The following is a 16194-nucleotide window of genomic DNA, read 5'->3' on the forward strand; positions in this document are numbered from 1 at the left end:
CATTATTATGGATTTTGATTTTTCCTTTTTTTTGTTAATCGGCACGGTTGTTACCGGCATAATCTGGGGCGGTTATCTGTTGTTGCTCAAATCGAAAGGTGACGTGTTCGATGAATCCAATGAGCCGTTAATCGCCGAATATGCCCGTTCCTTTTTTCCGATTCTGCTGATTGTCTTGTTGTTGCGCTCGTTTTTGGCAGAACCTTTCCGCATCCCTTCAGGTTCCATGATGCCAACGCTGCTGGTTGGTGATTTTATTTTGGTCAATAAATTCACTTACGGCATACGTTTGCCTGTTATCAACAAAAAAATAATATCGGTCAATGAGCCTCAACGTGGTGACATTGTGGTGTTCCGCTTTCCAAAAGATCCTAGCGTTGATTACATCAAGCGTATCATTGGTGTCCCTGGTGATAAAATTGTTTATGAAAACAAACGCTTGACAATCAATGGACAGCCTGTGACGGAGGTTTCCTTAGGCCGTTACGAAGGCGTAGGCCAAGGCCAGGATATGACGGGTGCGGAACATTTGCTGGAAAATTTGACGGGTGTCGAGCATAGCATTCTAGTACGCCAAGGCGTGACGTCCGCCGAAGGCGTTTATGTTGTGCCGGACGGCCAGTATTTTGTGATGGGCGATAACCGCGACAATAGCAACGATGGGCGCTATTGGGGATTTGTGCCGGAAGAAAATCTGGTCGGCAAAGCTTTTTTTATCTGGATGAGTTGGGATTTGGAGCGCAAGGGCATCATCGGTCTTGACCGGATTGGCACCGCGCTGAAATAATCAGGATTGAATGTTCAATAATTATAAATCGACTGGAGAATGGCTATGAAAACTTCACGCAAACACCAGCAGGGTCTAACGTTAATATCATTGATCATGTTATTAGTGTCCATTGGATCTATTGCATTGCTAGTCCTTAAAATTCTACCCATTTATTTAGACCATAATAAAGTGGTCAACGCCATGGATCAGGTTAAAAAAATGGAAGGTGTCGTCAACCTAAGCGAGTATGAACTTAAAAACGCCTTTGCTAAAAAATTTAGCGTGAATTATGTTTACGATATTAAGCCTGCAGACATCCGCATCACCAAAAGTGGCGGTTATCTTAAAGTCTCCATTGAATATGAAAAGGTGGAGCCGATTATTGGTAACTTAAGTGTGCTGGTCGAATTTGATGATTCTTTCGAGGTCGGCGGTTAGTGGTAAAAAAACCGGAGCAGTTGAGCAAAAAACTGGGGTTGACGTTTGCTGATCCCCAGTTATTTGCGATGGCGTTGACACACCGCAGTTTTAGTTCTAAAAACAATGAGCGCCTGGAGTTTTTGGGGGATTCCATTTTAGGTTTTGTCATTGCCCAAAAACTTTATGACCGTTTCCCCGAAGCTAGCGAAGGTACTTTAAGCCGTTTACGGGCTAGTTTGGTCAATGAATCCTCGCTGGCTGAATTAGCGAGGAAACATCATTTGGGTGACTATTTATTCCTCGGTTCCGGCGAATTGAAAAGCGGCGGGTTCCGGCGTGATTCCATTTTGTCCGACGCATTGGAAGCGATTATGGGGGCGTTGTTCAAAGACCAGGGAATTGTCGCTTCCCAACAATGGATAGAAATCCTGTTCGCCGATAAATTGGAAAGTTTATCGGCGAACAGTGGCAAAAAAGACCCCAAAACCCAATTGCAAGAACTGATGCAGGCAAAAAAGCTCGATTTGCCGGAATATAACCTCATCAGTATGTCTGGTTTGTCACATGAACAAACTTTTACCGTCAAATGCACCATCCCCATATTTGAAGAGGCAACTGTCGGTGCCGGCATCACCCGCAAAAAAGCCGAACAAGCCGCCGCTGGACAAATGCTCCTCTTACTCAATAAGGTTAATCCATGAAGTGTGGTTACGTTGCCCTGATCGGGCGGCCCAATGTCGGCAAATCAACGCTGATGAATCATCTGCTGAAACAAAAAATCAGCATCACCTCGCGCAAGCCGCAGACCACGCGGCATAGCATCATCGGCATCAACACCACCGAAGCGGGGCAGGCGATTTATGTCGATACACCCGGGATGCACGACAACCAAAAACGCGCCCTGAACCGGCATTTGAACCGTACCGCTGAAACGACCTTATTAGGCGTGGACGTGATTGTCTGGTTGCTGGACGGATTATTCTGGCATGAATACGATGACGTGATTTTCAAAAAGCTGGAGCAGGCAGGTTTGCCGGTCATTCTTGCCGTCAACAAAGTCGATAAACTGGTCGAAAAGGATGCGGTGCTGACGTTTTTCAATGAAGCTCAACAACGTTATCCGTTTGAGCATCTGGTGCCCATTTCGGCATTGAAACGCATTAATCTGGATTTGCTGGATGGCCTGATCATGGGCTTGCTGCCGGAGCGGGACATGATTTATCCCGAAGACCAGGTTACCGACCGCCCCGAGCGTTTTTTGGTCTCAGAAATCATCCGCGAAAAATTGACCCGCCGATTGGGTGCCGAATTGCCCTATGTGATGACCGTGGAAATCGAGCGTTATGAAGAAAACCCTGAAATCACCAAAATCTACGCCATCATCTGGGTGGAAAAAGCCTCGCAAAAAAATATCGTCATCGGCAAGGACGGCGAAATGCTCAAGAATGTCGGCACCGACGCCAGGCATGATATCGAAAGGCTGATCGGCCAAAAAGTGTATCTCCAGCTCTGGGTGAAAGTGAAATCTGGTTGGTCGGACAGCGAACGGGCTTTGCAAAGCCTGGGCTTTCATGACGCATAATGCCGTTAATTTACAACCTGCGTTTATCCTGCAACATCAACATTACCGCGAAACCAGCCTGCTCCTTGATGTCCTGACCCGCGACGGGGGGCGGTTGCCGCTAATTGCGAAAGGGGTCAGAAAATCCCAATCCCAAACGGCGGCTTTGCTCCAACCTTTTGTGCCATTGAACATCAGCATGGTCGGCAAGGCCGAGCTAAAAACCCTCAACCATGTCGAAGCAATCCTGCCAGCGTTGCCATTACAAGGATTGGCCCTTTACTGCGGCTTTTATGTCAACGAGCTGATTGAACGGTTCCTGCATCCGCACGACCCGCACCCCGATGTTTTTCTGGCTTATCAACAGTGCTTGGCGCAGCTCGCCGAAAACACCGACATCCAAACCTCCCTGCGTCTGTTTGAACTGGAACTGCTGGAACATACGGGTTATGGCTTGGATTTTGGACACGATGCGGACACCCGGCTAGCGATTGACCCGCAGCAAACGTATCGGTTTAAAATAGGCGTAGGGCTGGTTGCCGATAAAAAGGGGCAAATTTCCGGCGCGACCCTACAAGCCTTGGCTATGCGTGATTTTGAAAATCCGAAAGTCCAGCTTGAAGCCAAGTTGCTGATGCGTAGCGTAATTGACAGCCATTTACAGAGCAAGCCTTTGAAAATCCGTGCAGTTATCCAGCAAATCATTAACAGCAATGTGTATGGCTAGCAAAATCATTAATAACCCACTGCTTTACTATGAATTTAAATAGGACTAAAATAGTCCTTAATTGAAAGAGGTCGATTATGATACGGGTAGGAAGGCTGACTGATTATGCAACGGTGATCTTAAGCGTGATGGCGAAAGATAAAAACCGGGTGTTTGCCGCGATGGAATTGGCGGCAGTGACTGGCATCGCCTTGCCGACCGTCAGCAAGATATTGAAAATGTTGGTTAATGCCAAAATTTTAATATCCACACGCGGGTCAAAAGGTGGTTACATGTTAGCCAACGAACCAGAACACATCACCGTGGCGGCGGTCATCAGTGCTTTGGAAGGCCCTATCGCCTTGACCGAATGCAGCATTTCCAAGCAAGCCTGTGAGCAGGCATCGGGCTGCGGCATACGAGCCAATTGGCATCTGATCAACCAAACAATACACAATGCCTTGGAATCCGTGACCTTAGCCGATTTAGTCAGGCCGCTGGCCGTACCTGAAGAAAGCTATATCCCGGTCGCCAGTTTATACCAATAGCCTAGGGTGGGCGGCGATACCGTTGCCTGTGTTCCACATTCAAATACCTTAAAAATTTTATGTCAGCCACCAGCGAAGAAATCAGCAATCTCATCAACCAGGATTACAAACAAGGTTTTGTCACGGTGTTGGAAACAGACACCTTCCCGCCTGGCCTGACCGAGGACGTGATCCATAAATTGTCTAAAGTCAAAAATGAGCCGGACTTCATGCTCGAATACCGTTTGCAAGCCTTCCGGCATTGGCAAACGATGAAATCGCCCGATTGGGCGCAAGTCAAAATCGAGCCGATAGACTACCAAGCCATCAGCTACTATTCCGCGCCGAAACGCAAAGAAGACGGCCCGAAGAGTTTGGATGAAATCGATCCAGAAGTGTTGGCGGCTTACAAAAAACTAGGCATTCCGCTGGATGAACAAGAAAAATTGGCTGGCATAGCGGTTGATGCTGTGTTCGATAGCGTGTCCGTCGCCACCACCTTTAAAGGCAAACTCAAAGAAGCGGGCGTGATTTTCTGCCCGATTTCCGAAGCGATCCGCGAACACCCAGAATTGATTAAGCAATACTTGGGTTCGGTGGTGCCACCGGGTGATAATTTCTTCGCGGCGTTGAACTCCGCTGTATTCACCGACGGCTCGTTTGTGTACATCCCCAAAGGCGTGCGCTGCCCGATGGAATTGTCCACCTATTTCCGCATCAACGCCGCCAACACCGGGCAGTTCGAGCGCACGCTGATTATCGCCGACGAAGGCAGCCATGTGTCGTACTTGGAAGGCTGCACCGCGCCGATGCGTGATGAAAACCAACTCCACGCCGCCGTCGTTGAATTGATCGCGCTGAAAGACGCCACCATTAAATACTCCACCGTGCAAAACTGGTATCCCGGCGACAAAGACGGCAAAGGCGGTATTTACAACTTCGTCACCAAACGCGCCGATTGCCGTGGCGACAACGCCAAAGTGTCGTGGACGCAAGTCGAGACGGGTTCGGCAATCACTTGGAAATACCCCAGTTGCATCTTGACAGGCGACAACGCCATCGGCGAATTCTATTCCGTCGCCGTCACCAACAACTGGCAACAAGCCGACACCGGCACCAAAATGATCCATATCGGCAAAAATACCCGCAGCACGATTGTATCGAAAGGCATCTCCGCAGGCCGCGCCCAAAACACTTATCGCGGTTTGGTGAAAGTGCTTAAAAGTGCCGAAAACGCCCGCAATTACACACAATGTGATTCTTTGCTGGTCGGCGACCGTTGCGGCGCACATACTTTCCCATACCTCGAAGTCAAACAACCGTCCGCACAAATCGAACACGAAGCCACGACTTCAAAAATCAGCGAAGACCAATTGTTCTTCTGCCAACAACGCGGGCTGTCGGCGGAAGATGCCGTGTCGATGATTGTCAATGGTTTTTGCAAGGAGGTGTTTAGGGAATTGCCGATGGAATTTGCCGTGGAAGCGCAGGCTTTGTTGGGCTTGAGTTTGGAAGGGTCGGTGGGTTAATGCGTAAAGCCGCCGCTCTGGAAGTGCTGACCCGCATTAAGCCGATTTTGTCACAGCAATTCGGCGTGGTGCGCTTGGCGTTGTTTGGCTCAACCGTCCGCGACGAAGCCAGCGACCAAAGCGACGTGGATATATTGGTTACTTTCGATGGCTTGGCGACTTCCGAACGCTATTTTGGCGTGTTGTTTTTACTGGAAGATTACCTAGGTTGCGTCGTCGATTTAGTCACCGACAAAGCCCTGCGCCCACAATTGCGCCCGTATATCGAACAGGAAGCCATAGATGTTTAATATGATTTGGATAAGACATTTTTACAGTTAAGATTTATAGCCTATCCTCCATAAATTATTAAGGAATAAATTCTAGTGACAGCAATATCAGCCCCGTTGACCGACATGGTGCAGTTAGAATTGTTTGATTTGCCTGTGATTACGCAATCAAGCAAGCAAATAGCCGTTAAATCTGCACGGTCAGGAACATTTACCGATAACATGAAATTGCCCGTGCATAGATGGTTTCGTTATTCGGCTGGATTTTCTGCTGAGTGGGCCGAGCAGCTTATTCGGGAATACTCGCCATCGGTAGTTCTTGATCCTTTCGCTGGGTCAGGAACTACCTTGCTTGCTGCGCAAGCGGCAGGGGCTATGGCTTATGGTTATGAAAGCCATCCATTTGTTGCCCGTATAGCCATAGCGAAAACCCATTGGAATCAGCCCGTAAGAAAATTATTGGAGGCAAAAAATGAGTTGCTACAGGTAGCTAGGCAAGCAACCTTCCCTGAAATGGGAGTTATGCCTGATTTATTAGCAAAATGCTACACGCCAGAAGTATTGCTACAACTTTATGCGTTGCGAAATGCGTATTTAGCCTGTGCCGCACATTTTGAGCCGGAAGTTGCCCAACTGCTTTGGTTGGCATTAACCGCAATTCTCCGATCATGTAGTTTTGTCGGTACGGCGCAATGGCAATACATTCTTCCCAATAAGCGTAAATCTAAATCGTTAGACCCTTTTATGGCCTTCGAGCAAAAGATTACTGAAATGATGGCAGATATGGATGTTTTGAGAAATTCAATCCATTGCTCAGAAGCCGTTTTGCTTGTGCACGATGCCCGTGCTGTTCCGGATGAAGTGGCAATTGATAGTGTAGACCTTGTTGTTACGTCGCCACCTTATCCTAATAATTACGACTATGCTGACGCTACACGGCTAGAAATGTCATTTTGGGGGGAAATAACAGGCTGGTGCGACCTGCAAGAAATAGTACGTCAATACATCATTCGGTCTTGCTCCCAACACGCCACAGCGGAAAAACTTAAAATGGAAACCTTGCTTGCCGACCCTGCTATTGAGGCAATTCGTGATGAGTTATCAGCAGTATGTTATGAGTTATCGGAAATTAGGTTGACGAAAGGCGGCAGGAAAGCCTACCACACGATGATAGCGGCCTATTTTTGTGATTTGTCAAAAGTATTCCAAGCCTTAAGACCAGTGTGTAAGCTAGGTTCTACGCTGTGTTTTGTGATTGGTGATTCAGCACCTTATGGCATTTATGTGCCAGTTGAGGATTGGCTAGGCAGGCTTGCCGTTGACGCTGGCTTTAAGTCTTTTTCATTTGAAAAATTAAGAGATAGAAATATCAAATGGAAGAACCGTAAACACCGAGTTCCGCTCCATGAAGGCCGTCTTTGGATAAAAGGCTAAACATGGCAAATTCACCCTCACATCGTTTCGGGCAAATAATTGGTGATTTGCTTGAAGAAATCATGGCTCCTCAACTTGAGGATTTTTGTCAAGGTCGGGGTCTTTATCTCGATAAAAAAGGTGTTCGTGGTAAGGCGCGTGATGGTAAAAAAGTTGCTTGGCTAGATAAATACGGCAACAGCCATGATCTTGATTTTGTCATTGAAAAAGGTGGAACTCAATCAGTTAGGGGGCGACCTCTTGCGTTTATTGAGGCTGCGTGGCGACGTTATACCAAGCATTCGCGTAATAAAGCCCAAGAAATTCAAGGAGCTTTATTGCCTATTGCAGAAAAATATCATTGGGATAAACCATTTTTGGGCGTTATTCTCGCGGGTGTGTTTACAGAAGGTTCTTTAACCCAAATGAAAACATCGGGGTTTGAGGTGGCTTTATTCCCTTATGAAAGCATTGTCTTGGCATTTAGTTCTGTTGGCGTTGATGTGCGGTTTGATGAAAAAACGCCAGACACAACATTTCAGCACACCATTGAAAAGATAGAACAATTAAATATTTCAAAACGAAATAGCCTAAAGCAGCATCTTATTGATGCCAATCAAAAACTCTTGAATCAATTCTTTGCTGAGTTACAGGCCACGCTTGATCGGCAAATTGAACAGATTATCCTTATTCCTTTGCATGGGCAGCAAAATCACTTTGACACAATCAGTGATGCCATAAGCTTTGTCTCAAACTATCAAGAAGATGCTTTTCGTGACGGAAGCTTCAGAAAATACGAAATTATCGTTCGTTACAGCAATGGCGACAAAATAGAGGCATTTTTCCAGAATAAGAAGAAAGTAATTGATTTTATTAATTACATTGCAGAGCCTTAGATTGGCCTAGCTAAGCAATGGGCAGAAATATTGATTTAGAGGATAAATGATGAACCTTACCCAATTGTTGCACGATATTGAACAACTGCCGCCAGAGGCGCAACGACAAATCGAGAATTTTATTGAATTCCTCATAGCGCGCCATCAAGCGAAAATAAAAACTAAATTATCAGATGAAGGGTTTGTTGGCATGTGGCGTGATCGCCAAGACTTGCAAGACAATTCAAAAAATAGACAATCAGAGTGGTCAAGATAAAACCCAACAACGACCAAAAACTATCAAACCAGCAAAAACGGAAACCCCATGCTCAGTATTAAAGACCTAACCGTCAACGTAAACGATAAAAAAATCCTCAAAGGCATCAATCTTGAGGTCAAGGCGGGCGAAATCCATGCCATTATGGGGCCGAACGGTTCCGGCAAAAGCACTTTGGCGCACTTGTTGTCCGGCAAATCCGGTTACGAAGTCACGGGCGGTTCGGTGATGTATCAAGGCAAGGATTTGCTAGAGATGCCGCCGGAAATCCGTGCCCGTGAAGGAGTGTTTTTAGCGTTCCAATATCCGGTGGAAATCCCTGGCGTGAGCAATGTGTATTTGTTAAAAGCTGCGCTTAATGCGGTACGCAAGCATAATGGCTTGGATGAAGTCGATGCGATGGATTTTTTGACTTTGGTTAAAGCTAAAGTGAAAGCCTTGGAAATGGACGAAAAATTCTTGTACCGCGCCGTCAACGAAGGTTTTTCCGGCGGCGAGAAAAAACGTAATGAAATCCTGCAAATGGCGATGCTGGAGCCTAAATTGTGCATCCTTGATGAAACCGATTCCGGTCTCGACATCGATGCGCTGAAAATCGTCGCTGATGGCGTGAATTCGTTGCGTTCGCCAGACCGTTCGTTCATCATGGTCACGCATTACCAACGCTTGCTGGATTACATCAAGCCCGATTTTGTCCATGTCTTGGCGCACGGGCAAATCATCAAATCCGGCGGCCCCGAATTAGCGTTGGAGTTGGAAGAAAAGGGTTACGGCTGGTTGGAAGAGGTGGCATAAATGATCGAACAAATAATAGATGAAGATTTAGCCATTGAAGAGACCGAAGAGCCTGAGGAAAATGAAGCCGATGTGGTTGCCTATGAAATCACATCGTATCCGGCTGACATAACTTTACAGGGCTATGTTGATAAATGGGAAAAGGAGCAATTGATTATCCCTGAGTTTCAGCGTGAATACGTCTGGGATCAGGTTAAAGCCAGTAAATTGATCGAATCATTTTTGTTGGGTTTGCCTGTTCCAAATGTGTTTTTGTATCAAGATAGAAAAACTAAAAAGCAATCTATCATCGACGGTCAACAACGTATCCGTTCCGTTATTATGTTTTTTACAGGTGACGCTAAGTTTAAAAAATTAAAAAATGTCTTGCCCAAATGGCAAGGTAAAACTTATAAAACACTAGAAGAGGCCGACAAAAATCAGCTAGATGATGCCGTTTTGAGAGCCACTGTAATACAGCAGCTTGACCCTGATGACAACACCAGCATTTATAAGATTTTTGAGCGATTAAATACAAGTTCTATGGCATTAAATCCAATGGAAATAAGAAAATGTGTTTATTCGGGCGATTTTTTTACGTTATTGGAGGAGTTAAACAAGCTAGATGCTTGGCGGTCTTTGCTCGGACAAAGTAAGCCAGATAAGCGTTTAAAGGATGTTGAGTTGTTATTGCGTTGTTTGGCATTAAAAGAAAATTGGCGCTCATATAAAAAACCGATGAAAGCTTTTCTGAATGACTATATGGCGAGTACAAAAAAATTCGATGCTGAAAAATTATTAAAAATAAAGAATCAATTTACCGAAACATGTAGCAAACTTCAAAATGAACTAATACCAAAGCCATTTCACTTACCAACAAAATTGAATTATGCCGCATTAGATTCTATTTTTTATGCGGCGAGTGAAAATCTGCATCTACCTGTTATTCAAGCAAATTACGATGCTCTAATCCACAATAGTGAATATTTAGGCTGTGTCAGACAAAACACGAGTGATGTGGAAGAGCTGAAGAAACGTTTTGAATTAGCATTGAATGCTTTTATCAATGGATAATTTTTTACTTAAAACCGAATTGGCTGTTGAAAACTGTAAAAATCACTTAAGGGATACCAACAGCTTAGAATCCCCAATTGAACATTATCTTACTCAGTATTTATCGATTATTTTTTGTGCTGAAATGGAGGAAACGGTTAAACGATTGTTTGATGAGTCCGTCAGGCAAAAAATGGTTAATCTAAATGATGAGGAGTTAAAAGGCTTTATAAATAATCAGTTAGAAAGATTGAAGGCAAGTAGTCTTAAAAAGGCTGATTTAGCCGATTATGTCAAGCATTTTAGCGATCAGGCAAAGCAGCGATTTAATAGCCATTTACAAGAAAAAGACAGGGAAATTACCATTTATTCTAACGTTATTACTAGTCGACATAGGGTTGCACATACTTCTAGGCCTAATAACCCAAACCAACTTACTCTTCCTGAGCTAGAACAAGCTGTCGAAGCGGCTAGAGAAATATTAAAAGCGGTTCAAATTGCTTTGCAATCAAATCAATGAACGCGCTAATTTATAAAGGAACATCATGACTAATTCAGAACCCTGCATATCTTGGCTAGAAACGTTGCGCCAAACTGCGTTGGCAAGTTTTCAGCAAACGGGTTTCCCGTCGCCGCGTGAAGAAGAATGGCGTTACACCAACGTGTCCGCGCTGGAGAAAAAAGCCTTTTCGCCGTTGTTGGAAGCGGCGCAAACCGTCGATACCGAATGGCTTAATAGCTATCAATTGGCGGATGCTTATTCGCTAGTCTTGGTCGATGGACATTTTTCTGCTGACTTGTCACAACTGGCGGGTTTGCCAGAAGGCGCACAAATCCTCAGCATGGCGGATGCGTTGCAAACCTACCCCGAACAGGTCGCGGTCTATTTTGGCAAAGCGGTCAACCCTAACGAACACGGTTTTATCGCCTTCAACAATGCCTGGTTCACCGATGGCGTGTTTGTCCACATTCCTGCAAAATGCGTGTTAGACAAGCCCATCCAATGCCTGCACATCGTCACCCAAGACGGCGGTTTGGCGACCACGCGCAACCTGTTGGTTTTGGCTGACCACGCAGCCGTGCAATGGCTGGAAACTTTTGTCGGCGAGGATGTCGGCTATTTGTCGGCTGCCGTGACAGAAGCCTTTGTCGGGCAGAATGCCGAACTGACGGGGTACAAAGTGCAGTGCGAATCAGAAAAAGCCTATCATTTTGGCGGCATGTACATCCAACAAGCCCGCGATGCGCGTTGTACGCACCATAATTTTGCTTTCGGCGGCTTGCTGGCGCGTTCCGACATCCATACCGATTTGGAACAAGCGGCGGAATGCGAGCTGAACGGATTGTATCTGGGCGTTAAACGCCAGCATATCGACAACCACACGCGCATCAACCACAATCAGCCCTACGGCAAAAGCCTGGAAACTTATAAAGGCGTATTGGACGGCCGCGCCCGTGGCGTGTTTCAAGGTCGTGTGGTGGTGGCGGAACACGCCCAAAAAACCGATTCCACGATGAATAACCGCAATCTGCTGTTATCCGACTATGCCGAAGCCGATACCAAACCGCAGTTAGAAATTTATGCCGACGATGTCAAATGCGGGCATGGCGTGACGGTCGGGCAGTTGGATGAAAAATCGGTGTTTTACCTGCAATCGCGGGGTGTGGATGAAGAAACGGCGAGGAATATGCTGACCTTTGCGTTTGCTAATGAAATGGTGGATAGAGTCAGTTTGCCCGCATTAAAAACGTTGCTGCTACAATTACTTTTAAAACATTTTCCACAAAATAGTTATGTTGACTAAATTAGAGTTGTTTCAAGCTTTTGTTGCCCCTGCGATTTTTATTTCTGCGGCAGGTTTGTTTGTGTTATCGCTAAATGCCCGTTTAATGGCAATGGTGTCGCGCTTGCGGGTCTTTCATCGGGAAAAGCATTTAGCGGCAACGGCAGGCAAAAGACAGGAAGCCATCGCCTTTCAATCGCAAATTGAATCGGTAGAAAACCGGGCGGAAAAAATCAAACAAGCCTTTTTTTACCTGTTGCTTGGCACTATCGGGGTAATGGTGACTTGCTTGTTATTAGGCTTAGGTCTATACGCGCCTGAAGCGTTGGTCTTTGCCGTGATTTTATTTGTGCTGTCGGTTTTGTCGATGATGATCGGCTTGGCGTTTTATATTGCAGAAGTCAGCATTGCTTTAAGCTCAGTCAAGGAAGAAGAAAAATTGTATGGTTTGATTGATTCGCTAGACTTTGCTGATGAGCAGTCATAACAACGTGAAAGTTAGTTAAAGGAAATATAAAACAATTGGTTATGATAGGCTATAAAATTTCGGCAACTTCAATGCTGAGGTCTGGCAATTGCGATAAGGTGATCGAATCGCCAGATTGCAAGGTGGTTTTTTCAGCGTACCCATCGCCATTAGGCTTGCGGTAAACTTCCAGACAGTTTCCATTCAAGTTTAGCAGCCAATATTCAGGGACTCCGTGCAACGCATACAAACGCAGTTTTTCGTTTTGGTCGAATCTCAATGAAGAATCGGCGACTTCAATTAATAAAAGGACATCGGCGGCGACAGGGTGGCGAGAAGTATAAAAATCCTCATGCGCTTTTAGCAACATGAAATCCGGTTCGGGTTCGGATAAATCGCCGAGTTGTAGCGGGTCTTGAACGCTGGTTATCAGGTTTTCAGGAATTAATTTGCTAAGCACATGGTTAATGCGTTTCAAGTGACCCGCATGATAAGAGCCTATCGGTGCCATATCTAAAATTTCCCCGTTAATCAGTTCCACGCGGCTATCAGGCGGAAAAATATTGGCCTCGCCCATTCTGCGCCATTCATCCAGATGGGTCAGATGCTTAAGCGGACGGTTAAAGTCCGGCGAAGAAGCAGGCATCACTTGATTGCGCCATTGTTCGCTATTCGCCAGTGGTTTAGTAGGATTAACAGTGACCATAAACACGCCAGAATTAAAAAGAATTTTACGTAAATATAATAGCTTGGCTTTAGACAAGCAACATAAACTAACAGTTGACCATGACAAACTTCCCAGTACAACAAATCCGCGCCGATTTTCCCATCCTTGCCGAAAAAATTCGGGGTAAACCGCTGGTTTATCTCGACAACGCCGCCAGTTGCCAAAAGCCCAACGCGGTTATTGATGCCATCAGCGATTTTTACCGCCACGATTACGCCAACATCCATCGCGGTGTACACACGCTGAGCGTCCGCGCCACCGACAAATTTGAAGCCGCGAGGGAGAAGGTTAAAAGCTTCATCAATGCCGCTCAAGCTAAAGAAATCATTTTCGTGCGCGGTGCGACCGAAGCGATTAACCTCATCGCCCAGACTTTCGGCAAAGCCAACATCCAAACGGGCGACGAAATCATCATCACCGCGATGGAACACCATTCCAACATCGTGCCGTGGCAAATGCTCTCTGAACAAACGGGCGCGGTGCTGAAAGTGGCACCGATGAACATGCAAGGCGAATTGCTTTACCCCGAATTTGAAGCCTTGTTAAACGACAAAACCCGCTTGGTTGCCGTCGTCCACATGTCCAACGCGTTGGGCACGATCAATCCAGTCAAAAAAATGATAGACGCGGCCCATGCAAAAGGCATTCCCGTCATGCTCGACGGCGCCCAAGCCATCCCGCATATCCCCGTAGATGTGCAAGCCTTGGATTGTGATTTTTATGTTTTTTCTGGTCATAAACTCTACGGGCCATCCGGCATCGGTGTGCTGTACGGCAAACAAGCCCTGCTCGAAGCCATGCCCCCGTACCAAGGCGGCGGTGACATGATCCGCACCGTCACCTTCGAAAAAAGCACCTACGCAGGTTTGCCGCATAAATTTGAAGCCGGAACGCCGAACATTGCCGATGTGGTGGGTTTGGGCGCGGCGATTGACTATCTAAACAACTTCGGCATGGACGCGATAGCCGACTACGAAGTCGAATTGTTGGCCTACGCCACCCAACAAGCCGAACAGATCAAAGGTTTAAAAATCATTGGCGAAGCGGCGGAAAAAGGCGCGATTTTGTCGTTCACGCTGGAACGCATCCACCCGCACGACATCGGCACGATGCTGGATAGTTTAAGCATAGCGATCAGGGCAGGGCATCATTGCGCCATGCCCGTGATGGATTTCTATCAGATTCCGGCAACCGCTAGGGCTTCGTTTGCGATGTACAACACGTTGGAAGAGATTGATGTGTTGATGGGTGGGATTAAGGGGTTAATTGAGGCGTTTGGGTGAAGTTTTGTTAAGATGTTCTTTATCTTATTTTTGATGCGATAAAAAATGTATAAGCCTTTAGATAGTAAAGACATTGAAAGCGAGTTAAGTTACGCTTACTTACACGCTGTTGCATCATCGGTTGGAATAAATTGTCGGACAGACAATAGACATGCCGATAACCGATGTACTGATGCGATTCTTACTTGTCATGAGCATTTTGAAGGCAGCTATAAGGAAGAAATCGACTTAAAAATTCAACTAAAAGCAACAATAGCTAAACCAGTTGAAACGCCTTCCCATTGTTCTTATTTTTTCCGTGGCGTTACCCAATACGATTGGCTACGCGAAGAAACCCAAATTCAAAATCGTATGCTGGTCGTTTTGTTTTTACCAGAAAATCGTGGCGAGTGGTTGAGCGTAGACCCTGAGCAATTGATTTTAAAAAACTGTGCTTACTGGCTTAGTTTGCGAGGGGCTGATGCGAGTGCCAATAGTTCAGGAACGACGGTTTATTTGCCCAAAGAGCAATTGCTTTCGCCCGAAAACTTGTTAAATCTTTTCCAAAGAATATCTAAAAATGAACCATTGAAATATGTATCGCCATGAATAATGACATTTTCGAAACCATTGCACCGACAGATTTAAGGGATTTTTTAAAATCCAAGGGTTGGCTTTTGGTAGAAGAAGCCATTAAGGATGGTTTGTATGTTCTTAAAAACTCTCAATACGACCGTAGGCAACTGGCTTTTCCAATTGATAATAGTGCGCCGGATTATTTGGATTGCGTTGAAACCGTTATTCAGAAATTAGTAGATTTAGAAAACTGCTCATTCCGCGAATGGATGATGGCATTTTCTGAAATGAAAGACGATGCCATTGGTTATCGCATTGTCGATCAGCGCAATGAAAGCGCTTATATTCCTCTCAATTACGCCATAGAAGCTTTAAAAGGGGCAAAGGACATTTTGTTGTCCGCAGCCCATAGCGTATTAAAACCGCAAGCTTATCATCCCAAGCTGAAGCGTAAAGAAGCGGCACAACTATTGGAAAAATCGCGTTTTAGACACACCGAAACGGGCAGTTTTGTCATTAAAGTTTCCACTCCTGTTAAAGCAATGGATTTGCAAGCGGATGTCTTTGAAAATACGCCTTTTGTCCGACAAGCGACATTAGTCATTAATCAATCTATATCTCAGTTGGTTGAGGCTATAGAAGCCGATAAAATGGAACAATTAATTGATAAAGTAAGACAGGAACCAAAACCCATTTTGTCATCAAATTTTTGTAAAGCTTTGCTTAATTTCCATGACGCAAATGATAATGCGGATTTATTTTTAAACTTTAAATGGGCAAGCATCATCAATAAGCCGTTAAACACTAAGAATACAATAAAAATACAAAGTGACTACTATAGCCGTATTGAAGATATTAGAAAGGAATTAAAAACCCAAGAGAAAGATAAGAAAGATATTTTTATTGGTACTGTTGAAGTATTGGCTGGTGATTTAGATTCAAGTGAACAACGTACAGGAGATGTGATATTGGATCTTTATCAACAAGATGGTGAAAGTATTCGGGCAAGGGTCAACCTAAAAGCTGAATGGCATAGTTTAGCAATTAAAGCTTATGAAAATGCTGGGCATTACATTCAAATTAAAGGTACGCTACAAGCGGGTAATCAACCTAGAATAATCAAAGATGTCACATCATTCTCTATTATTGAAGATAATCCTTGATTTAAAGGATAGCTTACATTTGACATATTCAATATTAACAAGC

The 16194-nt window shown here is 45.2% G+C and carries 20 protein-coding genes; 19 read left to right on the forward strand and 1 reads right to left on the reverse strand.

Features of this window, described 5'->3' with window-relative positions; translation table 11 throughout:
* Positions 1-7: 7 nt before the first annotated feature.
* The 16 genes from lepB to PHH59_RS06760 all read left to right on the forward strand — a co-directional run bounded on the left by lepB (position 8) and on the right by PHH59_RS06760 (position 12444).
* Positions 8-787, forward strand: coding sequence for a signal peptidase I (gene lepB, locus PHH59_RS06685; RefSeq protein WP_300013112.1), 780 nt, complete (start codon positions 8-10; stop codon positions 785-787).
* 45 nt (positions 788-832) lie between these two features.
* Positions 833-1207 carry a DUF4845 domain-containing protein gene (locus tag PHH59_RS06690; protein ID WP_300013115.1) on the forward strand — a complete coding sequence of 125 codons (375 nt, stop codon included), beginning with the start codon at positions 833-835 and terminating at the stop codon, positions 1205-1207.
* Positions 1207-1890 carry a ribonuclease III gene (gene rnc / locus PHH59_RS06695; RefSeq protein WP_300013118.1) on the forward strand — a complete coding sequence of 228 codons (684 nt, stop codon included), beginning with the start codon at positions 1207-1209 and terminating at the stop codon, positions 1888-1890. The genes PHH59_RS06690 and rnc overlap by 1 nt, the downstream gene beginning before the upstream one ends.
* The gene (era, locus tag PHH59_RS06700) at positions 1887-2771 is read left to right on the forward strand and encodes a GTPase Era (RefSeq protein ID WP_300013121.1); all 885 of its coding nucleotides are present in this window, start codon (positions 1887-1889) and stop codon (positions 2769-2771) included. The genes rnc and era overlap by 4 nt, the downstream gene beginning before the upstream one ends.
* Positions 2761-3477 (forward strand): DNA repair protein RecO, encoded by a 717-nt coding sequence (gene recO / locus PHH59_RS06705; protein ID WP_300013124.1) that lies wholly within the window; start codon positions 2761-2763, stop codon positions 3475-3477. Before era ends, recO begins: the two co-directional genes overlap by 11 nt.
* A gap of 77 nt (positions 3478-3554) precedes the next feature.
* The gene (locus PHH59_RS06710; protein WP_300013127.1) at positions 3555-4004 is read left to right on the forward strand and encodes an SUF system Fe-S cluster assembly regulator; all 450 of its coding nucleotides are present in this window, start codon (positions 3555-3557) and stop codon (positions 4002-4004) included.
* Between the two features lie 59 nt (positions 4005-4063).
* Positions 4064-5512 (forward strand): Fe-S cluster assembly protein SufB, encoded by a 1449-nt coding sequence (sufB, locus tag PHH59_RS06715; protein WP_300013131.1) that lies wholly within the window; start codon positions 4064-4066, stop codon positions 5510-5512.
* Entirely contained in the window at positions 5512-5802 is a 291-nt protein-coding gene (locus PHH59_RS06720) for a nucleotidyltransferase family protein (RefSeq protein ID WP_300013134.1), read from the forward strand. Before sufB ends, PHH59_RS06720 begins: the two co-directional genes overlap by 1 nt.
* A 75-nt stretch (positions 5803-5877) precedes the next feature.
* Positions 5878-7215: a DNA methyltransferase gene (locus tag PHH59_RS06725; protein ID WP_300013137.1), complete on the forward strand. Its 1338-nt coding sequence runs from the start codon at positions 5878-5880 to the stop codon at positions 7213-7215.
* A 2-nt stretch (positions 7216-7217) separates the two neighbouring features.
* Positions 7218-8090, forward strand: a complete 873-nt coding sequence (locus tag PHH59_RS06730) for a hypothetical protein (protein ID WP_300013140.1) — start codon at positions 7218-7220, stop codon at positions 8088-8090.
* A gap of 49 nt (positions 8091-8139) precedes the next feature.
* Positions 8140-8346: a DUF2281 domain-containing protein gene (locus PHH59_RS06735; protein WP_300013143.1), complete on the forward strand. Its 207-nt coding sequence runs from the start codon at positions 8140-8142 to the stop codon at positions 8344-8346.
* Positions 8347-8394: 48 nt separating this feature from the next.
* Positions 8395-9141, forward strand: a complete 747-nt coding sequence (sufC, locus tag PHH59_RS06740) for a Fe-S cluster assembly ATPase SufC (protein WP_300013146.1) — start codon at positions 8395-8397, stop codon at positions 9139-9141.
* The gene (locus tag PHH59_RS06745) at positions 9142-10194 is read left to right on the forward strand and encodes a DUF262 domain-containing protein (protein ID WP_300013149.1); all 1053 of its coding nucleotides are present in this window, start codon (positions 9142-9144) and stop codon (positions 10192-10194) included.
* The gene (locus tag PHH59_RS06750) at positions 10187-10693 is read left to right on the forward strand and encodes a HEPN domain-containing protein (protein ID WP_300013152.1); all 507 of its coding nucleotides are present in this window, start codon (positions 10187-10189) and stop codon (positions 10691-10693) included. Before PHH59_RS06745 ends, PHH59_RS06750 begins: the two co-directional genes overlap by 8 nt.
* A gap of 25 nt (positions 10694-10718) precedes the next feature.
* Complete coding sequence (gene sufD, locus PHH59_RS06755; protein ID WP_300013155.1) at positions 10719-11978, forward strand: Fe-S cluster assembly protein SufD; 1260 nt, start codon at positions 10719-10721, stop codon at positions 11976-11978.
* A complete protein-coding gene (locus PHH59_RS06760) occupies positions 11968-12444 on the forward strand; it encodes a DUF2721 domain-containing protein (RefSeq protein WP_300013158.1) in 477 nt (158 codons plus the stop codon). The genes sufD and PHH59_RS06760 overlap by 11 nt, the downstream gene beginning before the upstream one ends.
* A gap of 49 nt (positions 12445-12493) precedes the next feature.
* Here the strand turns inward: PHH59_RS06760 and PHH59_RS06765 are convergent, their stop codons facing one another.
* The gene (locus PHH59_RS06765; RefSeq protein WP_300013161.1) at positions 12494-13129 is read right to left on the reverse strand and encodes a Uma2 family endonuclease; all 636 of its coding nucleotides are present in this window, start codon (positions 13127-13129) and stop codon (positions 12494-12496) included.
* Between the two features lie 80 nt (positions 13130-13209).
* Between PHH59_RS06765 and PHH59_RS06770 the strand changes: the two genes are divergently transcribed.
* Genes PHH59_RS06770 through PHH59_RS06780 form a run of 3 tightly spaced genes read left to right on the forward strand, consistent with a single transcriptional unit; the run spans position 13210 to position 16151 of the window.
* Positions 13210-14433, forward strand: a complete 1224-nt coding sequence (locus PHH59_RS06770; RefSeq protein WP_300013164.1) for a cysteine desulfurase — start codon at positions 13210-13212, stop codon at positions 14431-14433.
* A gap of 45 nt (positions 14434-14478) precedes the next feature.
* Entirely contained in the window at positions 14479-15021 is a 543-nt protein-coding gene (locus PHH59_RS06775) for a DUF4365 domain-containing protein (RefSeq protein WP_300013167.1), read from the forward strand.
* Positions 15018-16151 (forward strand): hypothetical protein, encoded by a 1134-nt coding sequence (locus PHH59_RS06780; protein WP_300013170.1) that lies wholly within the window; start codon positions 15018-15020, stop codon positions 16149-16151. The genes PHH59_RS06775 and PHH59_RS06780 overlap by 4 nt, the downstream gene beginning before the upstream one ends.
* Positions 16152-16194: the final 43 nt, after the last annotated feature.

The sequence above is a fragment of the Methylovulum sp. genome, from assembly GCF_028687615.1.
GTDB lineage: Bacteria > Pseudomonadota > Gammaproteobacteria > Methylococcales > Methylomonadaceae > Methylovulum.